The organism is Fodinicurvata sp. EGI_FJ10296 (genome assembly GCF_040712075.1).
Classification (GTDB): Bacteria; Pseudomonadota; Alphaproteobacteria; order DSM-16000; family Inquilinaceae; genus JBFCVL01.
Map to the genome: position 1 here is coordinate 23,844 of NZ_JBFCVL010000004.1, position 12,679 is coordinate 36,522.

At 65.5% G+C, this 12,679-nt stretch carries 11 protein-coding genes; 6 read left to right on the forward strand and 5 right to left on the reverse strand.

The genetic code is table 11. From position 1 onward, the window contains the following. Positions 1-40 precede the first annotated feature (40 nt). From ABZ728_RS08920 to bmt, 5 genes are all read left to right on the forward strand, one after another. Positions 41-427: a sarcosine oxidase subunit delta gene (locus ABZ728_RS08920; protein WP_366655756.1), complete on the forward strand. Its 387-nt coding sequence runs from the start codon at positions 41-43 to the stop codon at positions 425-427. Continuing rightward, on the forward strand, positions 427-3,471 hold the full coding sequence (locus ABZ728_RS08925; RefSeq protein ID WP_366655757.1) for a sarcosine oxidase subunit alpha family protein: 3,045 nt from the start codon (positions 427-429) through the stop codon (positions 3,469-3,471). Before ABZ728_RS08920 ends, ABZ728_RS08925 begins: the two co-directional genes overlap by 1 nt. Continuing rightward, positions 3,464-4,141: a sarcosine oxidase subunit gamma family protein gene (locus tag ABZ728_RS08930; RefSeq protein WP_366655758.1), complete on the forward strand. Its 678-nt coding sequence runs from the start codon at positions 3,464-3,466 to the stop codon at positions 4,139-4,141. Before ABZ728_RS08925 ends, ABZ728_RS08930 begins: the two co-directional genes overlap by 8 nt. A gap of 73 nt (positions 4,142-4,214) precedes the next feature. Beyond that, entirely contained in the window at positions 4,215-5,450 is a 1,236-nt protein-coding gene (locus ABZ728_RS08935) for an FAD-dependent oxidoreductase (RefSeq protein ID WP_366655759.1), read from the forward strand. Between the two features lie 72 nt (positions 5,451-5,522). Next, positions 5,523-6,602 carry a betaine--homocysteine S-methyltransferase gene (bmt, locus tag ABZ728_RS08940; RefSeq protein ID WP_366655760.1) on the forward strand — a complete coding sequence of 360 codons (1,080 nt, stop codon included), beginning with the start codon at positions 5,523-5,525 and terminating at the stop codon, positions 6,600-6,602. Positions 6,603-6,620: 18 nt separating this feature from the next. On the opposite strand, the gene ABZ728_RS08945 is transcribed toward bmt, so the two are convergent. The 3 genes from ABZ728_RS08945 to ABZ728_RS08955 form a co-directional block, all read right to left on the reverse strand. After that, on the reverse strand, positions 6,621-7,241 hold the full coding sequence (locus ABZ728_RS08945; protein ID WP_366655761.1) for an ATP-dependent Clp protease proteolytic subunit: 621 nt from the start codon (positions 7,239-7,241) through the stop codon (positions 6,621-6,623). A 157-nt stretch (positions 7,242-7,398) separates the two neighbouring features. After that, complete coding sequence (locus tag ABZ728_RS08950; protein ID WP_366655762.1) at positions 7,399-9,576, reverse strand: ASKHA domain-containing protein; 2,178 nt, start codon at positions 9,574-9,576, stop codon at positions 7,399-7,401. An 86-nt stretch (positions 9,577-9,662) separates the two neighbouring features. After that, entirely contained in the window at positions 9,663-10,565 is a 903-nt protein-coding gene (locus ABZ728_RS08955) for a methyltetrahydrofolate cobalamin methyltransferase (RefSeq protein WP_366655763.1), read from the reverse strand. Positions 10,566-10,716: 151 nt separating this feature from the next. On the opposite strand from ABZ728_RS08955, the gene ABZ728_RS08960 reads away from it, so the two are divergent. After that, positions 10,717-11,637: an AEC family transporter gene (locus ABZ728_RS08960; RefSeq protein WP_366655764.1), complete on the forward strand. Its 921-nt coding sequence runs from the start codon at positions 10,717-10,719 to the stop codon at positions 11,635-11,637. Between the two features lie 8 nt (positions 11,638-11,645). Here the strand turns inward: ABZ728_RS08960 and ABZ728_RS08965 are convergent, their stop codons facing one another. Beyond that, entirely contained in the window at positions 11,646-11,993 is a 348-nt protein-coding gene (locus ABZ728_RS08965; protein WP_366655765.1) for a virulence factor, read from the reverse strand. After that, on the reverse strand, positions 11,971-12,666 hold the full coding sequence (locus tag ABZ728_RS08970; RefSeq protein ID WP_366655766.1) for a DUF1638 domain-containing protein: 696 nt from the start codon (positions 12,664-12,666) through the stop codon (positions 11,971-11,973). Before ABZ728_RS08970 ends, ABZ728_RS08965 begins: the two co-directional genes overlap by 23 nt. Positions 12,667-12,679: the final 13 nt, after the last annotated feature.

The window sequence follows — 12,679 nt, forward strand, 5'->3', positions numbered from 1 at the left end:
GTTGATGCAAAAACCACACGATCCACGGAGGATCCCGCCCATGTTCCAGATCTCCTGTCCCTGGTGTGGCGAGCGCGAGCAGTCGGAGTTCAAGGCCGCCGGCGAAGGGCATATCAGGCGTCCGGACGATCCGGCGGCGCTGACCGACGCCGAATGGGCGGATTACGTCTTCATGCGCAAGAATCCACGTGGCGTGCATTTTGAACGGTGGGTGCATATTCATGGCTGTCGGCGCTGGTTCCATCTGGCCCGCGACACCGCCAGCGACACCACGCTGAAGGCCTATGGCGCGGCCGAAGCACCGCCCCAGTTCGGCGACAATAATCCACCGGCAGCAGAAGTGACTGCGGCCCATCCCGGCGATATCTCTGCCTATGACGGTGGAAGCGACGAGGACGCCCTGCTTCGGGAAGGAGGATTGCGCTGATGACACAGCCCAACCGCCTGACCGATGGCGGACGCATCGACCGCACCTCCCCGGTACGGTTCCGGTTCAACGGCCTGACCCTCGATGGGTACCATGGCGACACGCTCGCCGCCGCGTTGCTGGCCAACGACGTTCACCTGATCGCGCGCAGCTTCAAGTATCACCGCCCGCGCGGCATCGTCAGCGCGGGCGCAGAGGAACCCAACGCCCTGGTCCAGATCGGACGCGGCGCCGCGCGTACGGATCCGAACATACGGGCCACCCAGGCCGACCTGTACGAGGGCATGGAAGCCGAGAGTCAGAATTGCTGGCCGTCGGTGGGGCTGGACGTGAGCGCGGTCAACGACGTGCTGAATCCGCTGTTTGCCGCCGGCTTCTACTACAAGACCTTCATGTGGCCGGCGTCCTTCTGGAAGGGCTATGAATACGTCATTCGCCGGGCCGCCGGCCTCGGACGATCCCCACGCGAAGACGATCCGGACCGCTACGACCAGCGCTACGACTTCTGCGACGTGCTGGTTGCCGGCGCCGGTCCGGCAGGCATTTCAGCCGCCCTGGCCGCGGCACGAACCGGCGCACGCGTTATCCTGTGCGACGAGCAGTCGGAACCGGGCGGTTCACTGCTCTCCGAGCCGGCCGACGGCATCACCCTCGACGGCAACCCGGCCGCCGACTGGGTGGCGTCGGCGGTGGCCGAACTCGCATCGTACGATACAGTCACGATCCTGCCGCGCACGACCTGCTTCGGCTATTATCAGGATAACTTCCTGGGCCTGCTGGAGCGTGTCACGGACCACATGGCGCCCGCCAACAGACCGGTTGCCATGCCCCGCCAGCGCCTGTGGAAGGTACGAGCGCGGCGGACGGTGCTGGCAACCGGCGCCATCGAACGGTCCATGGTGTTTCACGGCAACGACCGTCCCGGCGTGATGCTGGCGGCGTCGGTTCGCAGCTACATCAATCGCTATGCCGTACTCCCAGGCAAGCGGATCGTGGTTTTCGCCAACAATGACGGCGCCTATCGAACCGCGCTGGATGCCGACCGCGCCGGTGCCGACGTCACCGTCGTCGACATCCGGCCCCGCCCCAGGGGCGCGTTGCCGAACGCCGCCCGCGCTGCCGGGATCGAGATCGTCGCCGGGCATGCGGTGACGGAAACAAAAGGTCGAACAAAGCTGAAGCGGGTCGCCGTGATGGCGTTGTCATCCGACGGCTCCGGCGTTACCGGGCCCGGCCCCAGATGGATCGACACCGATATCCTGGCCGTCTCCGGCGGCTGGAATCCGGCAGTGCATCTGTTCTCGCAAGCGCGCGGCACCCTCGGCTTCGACCCCGAACACGACACCTTCATCCCCGACCGTCCCGGCCAAGGCACGGCGTCCGCCGGCAGCTGCGCCGGCACCTGGACGCTTGCCGGCTGTCTGGCCGAGGGTCATCGCGCCGGCGCCCAAGGCGCCATTGCGGCCGGAATCGCCGCGCCCGCCCCGCCCCTATCCGATCCGGCGGTCAGTGATCGATTGGCCGGCGAGATCACGCCGATGCGCACGATCTGGCAGTTGCCCAATCCACGGCCCGCGCACAGGGTCCGGGCCTTCGTGGACCAGCAGAACGATGTCACCGCCAAGGATCTGAAACTGGCGATCCGCGAGGGGTTCAGTTCCGTCGAACATGTAAAACGCTACACCACGACCGGTATGGGTACCGACCAGGGTAAGATCGGCAACGTCACAGCGCTCGGAATCGTCGCCGAGGCGATGGCCTCTACCATTCCCGATGTCGGGGTCACCACGTTCCGGCCGCCCTATACGCCGGTCACCCTGGGCGCGATCGCCGGACGCAGCGTCAAGGCGCTCTATGACCCGGTCAGAACCACGCCGATTCATGAATGGCACGCAGCCAAAGGCGCCATGTTCGAAAATGTCGGCCAGTGGAAACGGGCCTGGTACTATCCGAAACCAGGAGAAACCATGGATGCGGCGGTCAAGCGGGAATGCGCCGCGGTGCGATCCAGCGCCGGTCTGCTCGACGCCACGACCCTGGGCAAGATCGATATCCAGGGCCGCGATGCGGCGGAGTTCCTGAACCGCATCTATACCAATGGCTGGCTGAAGCTCGGCGTCGGCCGTGCCCGCTACGGCCTCATGCTGGGCGAGGACGGCATGGTCAAGGATGACGGCGTGACGACCCGTCTGGCCGACGACCACTTCCACATGACCACGACCACCGGTGGTGCAGCGACTGTCCTGTCGTGGCTAGAGGAATGGCATCAGACCGAGTGGCCGTCACTGGAGGTGTTCCTGACATCGGTCACCGAACAATGGGCGGTGATGACGCTGGGCGGACCGAAAAGCCGCGATATCCTGGCCCGCCTGTGTCCGGATATCGATCTGTCGGCCGAGGCATTCCCGTTCATGACGGTGCGCTATGGCCATGTGGCCGGCGTTCCGGCGCGGGTCTTCCGGATCAGCTTTACCGGGGAACTGTCGTTCGAGATCAACGTCCCCGCCTCTTATGGACTGGCCGTCTGGACGGCGTTGATGGAAACCGGCGCCGAAGACGGTCTGACACCCTATGGCACGGAGTCGATGCATGTTCTGCGCGCCGAAAAGGGTCTGATCATCGTCGGCCAGGAAACGGACGGGACGATCACCCCGCCGGATCTGGGCATGGACTGGATCAGCGGCAAAAAAGCCGCCGACTATATCGGCAAGCGGTCGCTGGCACGAACGGACACGATCCGTCCCGACCGCAAGCATCTCGTCGGCCTGCTGCCGACCGACCGTGGCCTCGTGCTTGAGGAAGGGGCGCATATCGTCGCATCGCCCGACCTTCCCGCGCCGCCGGTTCCCATGCTGGGCCATGTGACGTCCAGCTATGACAGCCCGAATGTTGGCGGCTCGTTCGCGCTGGCCCTGATCGCGGGAGGCCGCGACATGCAGGGACGAACCCTTTATGCCGTTGCGCCGGATGGCAGGACGACCATCCCGGTCACCGTTACCAGCCCCGTATTCGTCGATCCCGAAGGGGAGCGTCAGCATGCTTGAGAACGCATCGCGTCCCACCCCACCGTCCGCCGCGGCGCCGTCGTCAAGGCGCACGCCACTGGACCACGTTGCCGCTGTCGGAAGCGCGGCCGACGCAGCCGTCACGCTGGCCGAGCGGCCGCATATCGCCAAGATCAGCCTGCGCGGCCGCCCGTCGGACGCCCAGTTCATGGCTGCCGCCGGGCGGGTCCTCGATATGGTACTGCCGACTGACCCGCTAAGCTCGGTCGGCACCACGGGGTCATACGGCACCGTCGCCGCCTTGAACCTGGGGCCGGACGAATGGCTGATCACAGCCGATCCGGGCGTCGAACGCAATCTGACACCAGCGCTGTCGGATGCCTTCGACGGCATCCACGCCGCCGTCGTCGACGTAACCGAGAACAGTACCGTGCTGCGCCTTGCGGGCGGCCGGGCCCGTGACACACTGGCAAAGGGGATGCCGCTCGACATCCACGACAGCCGGTTTCCGGTCGGCGCCGTCGCGCAGAGCCTGATCGCCAAGGCGGACGTCATCCTGCACCGGCAGGAAGACAGCACCGGTGCGCCGGTATTCGACATACATGTGCGTCGGTCCTTTGCCGCCTATCTGTGGCAATGGCTGTGCGATGCCGGCGGGGAATACGGGGTCGCCACGGTGCGCGCCCAAAGGGCGGCCGGGGCAACCTGAACGGGGTTGGAATCCGGGGCCGCCTGTTCGATCAGCGGCTCCGATCAAGTCGGTGTCTTAGGGGGAGAGGGCTATGAAGAGCACGGTCACCATCGCAATCGTCGGCGCTACGGCGACAGGCTGCGCGACCGCGGGTACCCTGGCGTCGTTCGGCTGGCAGGATATTCTCGTTCTCGACCGCCGGAAGCTTCCGGGCACCGTACCGTTCCCCGATATCGATCCCGGCTTCGTCTTTGCGCCGCTCACGGCCGAGGACGACTTGCCGTTGCTGCGCGAATCCCACCTGATCGGTCGCGATCTGTCGTTCCGTGGCGAAACGGCCTTCGACCGGGTCGGCAGTCTGACGATTGCAACCACGTCGGACGGGATGGACGCGCTCACCAACCGCGCGGCAGTTCTCGCCGCCGCCGGAGTCGAGGTCGTCATCCTCACCGCGACCGAAACGGCCATGCGCCTGCCACTGGTCGACCCTGCGCGGATCGCCGGCTCCTTGTCTGTTCCCGGCGACGGCATCATCCGGCCGCATGTCGTGCGCGCGGGACTGATCGAGCGCACGATCGAACCCGCCTCGCCGGTACGGAACGTCGACGCGGAGTCGGCCGTCATCTTTCGCGGCGATGTCGACGTCAACAGCATTCAGCAGACCGACCGGGGCTGGCGAATCGACAGCAGCCGAGGGGCCGTCGATGCCCGCTTCGTGGTCTGGACAGGCGACGGCGCGCCACAGCCACTGAATCGGGGACCAATCGGTCAGCCGCCCCGTGCCCTCTACGTCGAGACGGCGCCCCTGCCCGGCCTGAAATGGCTGGCGGATCGCGAAGTTACGCTGCCGGCCGTCCATCACTGGGAAAGCGGCCTATCGCTCAGACAGCGTCACAGTTGCCTCGGCATTCTGGGAACGGCAACGGTCACCGGCCGGAACGGGCGCGACCAGGGACTTGCTCTCGCCGCCCGCGCTGCGGAACTCTTCCCGGAGTTGGGTCATGCCAGTATCTCGACGTCCAGTCTGGTAAACGCCCTGCCGACCCGCGGGCAGCCGTCGGTTCAATCGGCCCTTGCTGGCGGGATGAACCCGATGGTCGATACCGGGATAGCCTGCCCGCCGGTACCTTGCGGGCTGGCCGTCGGTCTCGGGCGCCGCATTGCCCGCGACATCGCCGGCGATTCGGCCGAGCGTCGCGCGGCGCGGGACCGCGACCTTTGCCGCCTGGAGTCGGCGCCGGCAGCCTGGATGGCCGGCGAAGGGGCCGATCGGTGGGCGAGCCCATGGACCGCCGACGACACCGGAATTGGTGCGACCCTTCACTGATCCCTCTCGCCGGCAACTCTCACTGGCCCCGACACAAAATATTGCCTGACTCCGGCGAAAGGGTACCTGCCGATGTCGTCACTGTTCTCCGAGCTTCTGGAAACCCGGCCGGTTCTGGTTGCGGACGGGGCCATGGGCACCAGCCTGTTCGCTCTCGGGCTCGAAACGGGCGATTGTCCGGAACGCTGGAATATCGACCACCCTGACAAGGTGGCGAGCGTCCACGCCGGATTCGTCGAGGCGGGAAGTGACCTGTTCCTGACCAACACCTTCGGGGCCAACCGCCGCCGCCTGATGCTTCACGAAGCTACCGACCGGGTCGGCGACTTCAATCGGGTGGGGGCGGCCATCGGCCGGCGCGTGGCCGATGATGCCCGCGCCCGCACCGGCAAACGAGTAGCGGTCTGCGGCTCCGTCGGTCCGACGGGCGATATTCTGGCGCCCGTGGGCGCCTTGTCGATCGCCGAGGCCACGGCCGTATTCGCCGAGCAGATGGTGGCTCTGGCCGAAGGGGGCGTCGATGCTATCTGGATCGAAACCATTTCGTCGCGTGAGGAACTGCAGGCAGCATTGGCCGCCGCTGCGGAAATCGGTCTGCCGGTCGTGGCGACCATGAGCTTCGATACCCATGGACGTACGATGATGGGCCTCACCCCGGCTGACGCCCTGGCCAGCGCGCTTGCCGCCACCGGTGCCGGTGGTGTGAGTGCGGCCCCGGCGGCATTCGGCGCCAATTGCGGCATCGGGCCGGCCCAGTTGCTGGAAAGTGTTCTCGCCCTTCGGCAAGCCGGGCCGACGCCGATCGTGGCCAAGGGCAATTGCGGCATTCCAGTCTACAAGGACGGCCAGCTTTCCTATTCCGGCAGTCCGGAAATCATGGGCGATTATGCCTGTCTTGCCCGCGATGCCGGCGCCAGAATTATCGGTGGCTGCTGCGGCACGACACCAGCCCATATCGCGGCGATCGCGCGCACTCTGGCCGCTCGTCCGACGGGTCCATCGCCGGACTATGCGACAATCGAACGGGTACTGGGAGCCATTGCAACCATCGGGGCATCCGCTACAGAGCAGGCGGAACCGGGCGGAGACGAGCAATCACCCGCGGGGCGCGGCCGCCGACGCGGCCGTGCCCAATCCCGTGCGGCATCGTAAGAACGACGCCGCGCGAACCTATCGGATTTCGCTCTGGACGTTGATGATTTTGCCGGCCAGACCGTAGTTGATCGCCTCTTCAGCGCCCATCCAATAATCGCGGTCGGTATCCTTGGCGATACGATCCAATGATTGGCCGGTTGCCTTGGCAAAAATCCGGTTCAGCCGCTCGCGCATCTTGATGATTTCGCGCGCCTGAATCTCGATGTCGGCAGCCGGACCGCCGGCACCGCCGGACGGCTGGTGCAACAGGAAACGGGTGTTCGGGGTGCAGAAACGACGCTCCGTCGGCACCGACACATAGATGAGCGCGCCGGCACTCGCCACCCAGCCTGACCCGATGATATAGACCGGGGCGTCGATGAACTGGATCATGTCGTGGATCATGTCGCCGGATTCCACGTGTCCGCCCGGCGACGAAACGATCACCTGGATGGGATCCTTCGACGCTTCGGCCAGTGCCAGCAGCCGGGCGGTCGTGTCGCGGGCAACATTCTGATTGATCTGCCCTGCAATCAGTACCTTGCGCCCGTCAAAAAGGTGTTTTTCGACCTGATAGGTCGAGGGTCGGCTCCGCTCGTCGTCGTCGTCCGACTCCAGTCGAGTGGATGGGGCGGCGGAATGACTGTTGATTGTCATCAAGGTTTTCCCGGTCACTGCAAGTAGGCATCCAGGGACGACCCGATCACGGGAACGCCCCTCATGTTTGGTAACGTATCGCACCCCTGCCCGGCAACCGCAACAGTCGCCAATCACCGGGACCAATAGCAGCAGGGGAGCGACCGCATCATTCCGATCACGGGACGAGCCCGATACCGGCCCCGCCGTCGGAAGTACCGGCGCCTGAAAAACCCGGCTCCGGCCCGGTATTGACAGCCGATTCGGCAAGCGGCCCCGCCGCCAGCGGCGAGGTTGTTGACGACCCACGCCGCCGCAGTCCGCGGCGACGGCCGCCGCCGCCCTCGTCAGGGATGGGGGCCGATGGCAAGGAAATCGCCGCGCGCAGCGACGGGAACGGATCGACGCGATGGGGAATCGCCATGGCGTCGACGAAATGCTCCTGGAATCGCGGCTCGACGGCGGTTTCGACCTTTTCCACCGTTCGCACGAGCGCCTCGATCTCCTGGCGTGCCAGCCGATTGACCAGCGCAATCCTTGCCCCCGTACCGGCGGCATTGCCGGCGGAGGTCACCTTGGCCGGATCGCAGTCGGGTATCAGGCCCAGCACCATCGCATACGTAGTATCAATATGGCTGCCGAACGCGCCGGCCAGCGTTATCCGGTCCACCCGGTCGATGCCGAAACGGTCCATCAGCAGGCGGATACCGGCGTAAAGCGCAGCCTTGGCCAGCTGAATCGCGCGAATATCGCCCTGGGTGATCCGGATTTCTCCCGACATCAGGTCACCTGGGAACAGGACATAGCTGCAGGTCCGGCCATCGGCGACAACGCGGGGAGTCCGTCCGGCCATCGCCGGATCGATGATTCCGTCCGGCCGCAATATGCCGGACAGAAACAATTCGCCCACCCCCTCGATGATGCCCGAACCGCAGATGCCGGTAATGCCCGTCGGCCGAACGGCATCGGCGAAGCCGGCCTCATCCGACCAGAGATCGCTGCCGATGATCTTGTATCGCGGCTCCAGCGATTCCGGGTCGATGCGGATGCGCTCGATCGCGCCCGGGGCGGCCCGCTGGCCGCTGCTGATCTGTGCGCCCTCAAAGGCCGGCCCGGTCGGGCTGGAACACGCCATCAGCCGGTGCCGGTTGCCCAGCACGATTTCCGCGTTCGTGCCGACATCAACGATCAGGCGCACCTCGTCGCTCAGATGTGGCCCTTCGGACAGAATAACCGCTGCGGTATCGGCACCGACATGTCCGGCAATGCACGGCAGCACATAGACACGGGCATTGGGATTGATCTTGAGATCGAGTTCCTGAGCCCAGAGGTTGATCGCGCTGTCGGTGGCAAGCGCGAAGGGTGCGCCGCCCAGTTCGGTCGGATCGATGCCCAGCAACAGGTGATGCATGATAGGATTGCCGACAAAAGTCGCCTCCAGCACCTCCGACGGCGCAATCCCGGCCTGCGCCGTCACATCCCCCACCAGAGAGTTGAGGGCGCCGTAAAGAGCCTCTGTCATCCTGGTATGGCCACCGGGATTCATCATGACATAGGAAACCCGGCTCATCAGGTCTTCGCCGAACCGGATCTGCGGGTTCATGATGCCACCCGCGGCGATAACCTCGCCGGTTTCAAGGTCGCACAGATGCGCCGCGATCGTGGTCGAGCCAATATCGAACGCAATGCCGTATGCCTTGTCGCGGAAGCCCGGCCACACCGCCAGCAGGCGGATGCCCTCGCGTACGGCGACGGTAACGTGCCAATCGCCGTCGCGCAGCGCCTTTTGCAGGGTCTGAAGCACGCGAAGGTCGCAATGCAGGCCCGAAATGTCCCATTGCTCGGCCAGCGCGATTTCCAGCCGCCTGAGATCGCCGGAAGGATCGTGCATGTCGGGTTCGCGCACTTCGACGTAGTGCAGCTTGACCTCGGGATCGACCTTGATGTCCCGGACCTCGGCCCGCTTGCGCACCAGTTGCTTGTGCACCTGACTTTCGGCCGGTACGTCGACGACGAGATCGCCGCCGATCAGGGCCTGACAGGACAAACGCCGGCCATTGGCGAGTCCCCGTTTAAGGGCGTATCGCTGCTCGGCCACGTCGATCGGCGACAACGCGTCGGCGCGGGACACGATGCCGTGTTTGGGAAAGTTGCCCTCGGCGACGTCGATCTGACAGCGACCGCAGATCGAGCGGCCGCCGCAGACGCTGTCCAGATCCACGCCCAGCCGCCGGGCAGCGGTCAGAACCGGCGTTCCAACCGCAAATCGGCCCCGGCGGCCGGAGGGCAGAAACACCACCAGCGCCTCGGCCGGTGCGTCGGATCGGCCGGCATATGCATGCATTTCATCGGTCATTGGCTGGTACTCCCAATCCGGCGCGATCCCGGCCGGCGCGACCACGGAACGCCGTCATTCACGCTGCGAACCCAACTGGCCCGAAGCTAACTGGCCCGGCGGCGGCGGCCTTCCCGATTGCTCCGCCCGCTGCCGGCAACGGTCGCGGGATCGCGGTACTTGCCGATCCAGCGCTTGCAGTCCGGATCGCGGCCATTCAGGACATCGGCGGCGCGGATGCCGACCATGTCTTCCTCGTGCAGCGGGTTCATGATCGCCGACGTCATGCCCGCGCCCGACGCCATCGCCAGAAAGGCCATGTTCATGCCGCGCCGGTTCGGCAGCCCGAACGAAATGTTGGATGCGCCGCAGGTCGTATTGACACCCAGTTCGTCGCGCAGCCGACGGACGAGCTGGAAAACTTGCAACCCGGCAGTGTTGATCGCCCCGATCGGCATGACGAGCGGATCGACCACGATATCAGAGCGCGGAATGCCATAATCGGCGGCATGTTCCACGATCTTGCGGGCCACGGCAAAACGAACGTCGGGATCCTCGGAGATTCCGGTTTCGTCGTTGGAGATCGCGACCACCGCGCAATTGTATTTCTTGACCAGCGGCAGAACCGCCTCCAGGCGCTCTTCCTCGCCGGTCACGGAATTCAGCAGCGGCTTGCCCTTGTAAACCTCCAGCCCGGCGGCAAGCGCCTCAAGCACGGAGCTGTCGATGGAGAGCGGCAGATCGGTCAGCGACTGGACGAGTTGAATGGTCTTGGCCAGGATCGCCGGTTCGTCCGCCAGCGGAATGCCGGCATTGACGTCAAGCATATGGGCGCCCGCTTCGACCTGTGCTAGCGTGTCGGCCTCCACACGGCTGAAGTCGCCAGCCGCCATCTCCTGAGACAAGAGCTTGCGTCCCGTCGGATTGATCCGTTCGCCGATCACGCGGAACGGCCGGTCGAATCCGATGACAACCTCTTTCGTCGCTGAACTCACCACGGTATCGGTCATGCTCTCGTGCCTTGCCTGTCTTACCGACGAGCCGCCGGCCGGTCGTCTTCCCGTTCAGCCTACGCCACGGAATCCGGCGGTGATGGCCGGTTTCCGGCTTTCAATTGCCCGTTGGCGGCAAACCCTGCGCCGCAGCGGGCGGGGCTGAGCGATGGCCACGATCGTTTTCGCCGTACTGCCGGTATTCCTGATGCTGTTCGTCGGCAATCTGCTCCGCAGGGTGCGATTTCTGGACGAGGCTTTCTGGCCGGCGGCCGAAAAACTGACTTTCATGGTGCTGATACCGGCCCTGCTGCTGCGCAGCGTCGCGACCGCCGATCTCAGCGGCGTGGCGATCCTGCCGATGGCCGGTGCCGTCGTCGCCACCATCCTGGTCGGCTTTGCCCTGAGCGAGATATTGCGGCGCGTTCTGGACATTCCCGGACCCGCCCATACGTCGGTCGTTCAGGGCACGATCCGCTTCAACGTCTATATCGCCCTGCCGGTGATCGCTGGCGTCTTCGGTCCCGAGGGCGTCGCACTTGTTGCCGTCCCGATCGCCGTGATCCCGCCGACCGTCAACGTGCTGTCGATCTGGTCCCTTGCCCGCCACGGCGCGGCACAGAGCCCCACGCTCGCCGGAACCGCGCTGACGATCGCGCGAAATCCCTTCATCCTTGCGACTCTGGCCGGCGCTTTGCTGAATGTCACTGCTATCGGCCTGCCACCGGTCATCCGGCAGATGGTCGACATCATGGCGGATGCCTCGTTGCTGATCGGGCTTCTGGTCGCCGGGGCCGGGCTGCGCCTGACGCTGGACCGCAGCCGCGTCGCCCTGGCCGTGCTGGCGACGGGACTGCGTTTCGTCGTCATGCCGGCAGTCGCATTCGTTGCCTGCCTGATCGCGGGAATCGACGGAATCGCGATGGGAACGGTGGTTGTCTTCTCCAGCGTGCCAACCGCCACGGCCAGTTATGTCCTCGCCCGGCAGATGGGCGGCGATGCCGACCTCATGGCCGTCATCATTACATTGCAGACGGGACTGGGGCTTATCTCGATACCGCTGACGCTGTACCTGATCGGAGCGGGATAGCGCCCGGATTACTCGCCGACTTCTTCCGGTGTCAGGCGACCGCCGGCCAGCGCCACGGCACGCAGGCGCTCACGGCCCCATTCGGCCTCGATTCCGGCGACGGCGGCGTCGAGCGCCGCCTCGAAATCCTGCCCGAAATCCGCGGCGAGCGGCTGCGGTTCGCCGCGCCGCCAGTCGGCGAGATAGGCCTCGGAGTCGCGCGCGCCGCCGCGCATGGCCGCGGTGTCGATGGCCTCCTGAAAGCGGTCCGGCAACAGCCGTTTCGCCTGGTTGCGCCGGCCCGCCTTCACCGTGACCTGCGATGGAATATCCCGCCAATAGACGATGGTCAGCTCACGCATCGGTTCGGTCATCATGCGGCCCTTTCGGCTGTCGTTCCATGACTGGCTTTCCGGGGCTGGCTTTCCGGGGCTGGCTTTCCGGAGGGCTGGCGAGCCAATCGCCCAGCACGCCATAACCGACCGATCGCCGCTCGAAAGCAAGGCCTAGCCGGTCGGCGCCGGCCCGCGCCCGGCGGTCGAGTTCGGGATCATCGGTTTGTGCCAGATAGACCAGACGGCGATAGTTGCCGAAATACATCTCCAGCAGTTCCGGATGCCGGTCGATGCCCAGCCCCTTGACGATGAGCGTCTCGAATTGCCGGGCGAGGAAGTCGGTCAGGAAGAAGGTACCGATTTCGTCGTCGACGATTTGCGCGATCGTCGCCGCCCCGCCGAACACATCGTAGCAATGGGCGCCGGGCAGCCGGGTTACGCCATGGCGTTCCAGCACGCGATCCAGGGCCCCGCCAGTACCGCAATCGGCATATCCCACCAGCACCCGATCGAAGCGCGCCGTCAGATCGTGAAGCGCCGCATCGACGCGGTCGGGGATTGCCTGAGGGCGGTTATGGAGCGCTGCCGGCAGGCAGGTGAGATGCATATGAGACCAGCCGTGACGATCGATCAGGGACCGGATCTCGCGCGCCAATGCCCCGCAAGCCAATATGGCCGTGCTGAAATTACCCGGGATCGCCTCTGACGTCGCCATGGCTCTGCTCCCT

Excerpts from the sequence above, each read along its gene's own strand:
- ABZ728_RS08920 (WP_366655756.1), top strand. The coding sequence starts at position 41 with ATGTTCCAGATCTCCTGTCCCTGGTGTGGCGAGCGCGAGCAGTCGGAG.
- ABZ728_RS08925 (WP_366655757.1), top strand. The coding sequence starts at position 427 with ATGACACAGCCCAACCGCCTGACCGATGGCGGACGCATCGACCGCACC.
- ABZ728_RS08930 (WP_366655758.1), top strand. The coding sequence starts at position 3,464 with ATGCTTGAGAACGCATCGCGTCCCACCCCACCGTCCGCCGCGGCGCCG.
- ABZ728_RS08935 (WP_366655759.1), top strand. The coding sequence starts at position 4,215 with ATGAAGAGCACGGTCACCATCGCAATCGTCGGCGCTACGGCGACAGGC.
- bmt (WP_366655760.1), top strand. The coding sequence starts at position 5,523 with ATGTCGTCACTGTTCTCCGAGCTTCTGGAAACCCGGCCGGTTCTGGTT.
- ABZ728_RS08945 (WP_366655761.1), bottom strand. The coding sequence starts at position 7,241 with ATGACAATCAACAGTCATTCCGCCGCCCCATCCACTCGACTGGAGTCG.
- ABZ728_RS08950 (WP_366655762.1), bottom strand. The coding sequence starts at position 9,576 with ATGACCGATGAAATGCATGCATATGCCGGCCGATCCGACGCACCGGCC.
- ABZ728_RS08955 (WP_366655763.1), bottom strand. The coding sequence starts at position 10,565 with ATGACCGATACCGTGGTGAGTTCAGCGACGAAAGAGGTTGTCATCGGA.
- ABZ728_RS08960 (WP_366655764.1), top strand. The coding sequence starts at position 10,717 with ATGGCCACGATCGTTTTCGCCGTACTGCCGGTATTCCTGATGCTGTTC.
- ABZ728_RS08965 (WP_366655765.1), bottom strand. The coding sequence starts at position 11,993 with ATGATGACCGAACCGATGCGTGAGCTGACCATCGTCTATTGGCGGGAT.
- ABZ728_RS08970 (WP_366655766.1), bottom strand. The coding sequence starts at position 12,666 with ATGGCGACGTCAGAGGCGATCCCGGGTAATTTCAGCACGGCCATATTG.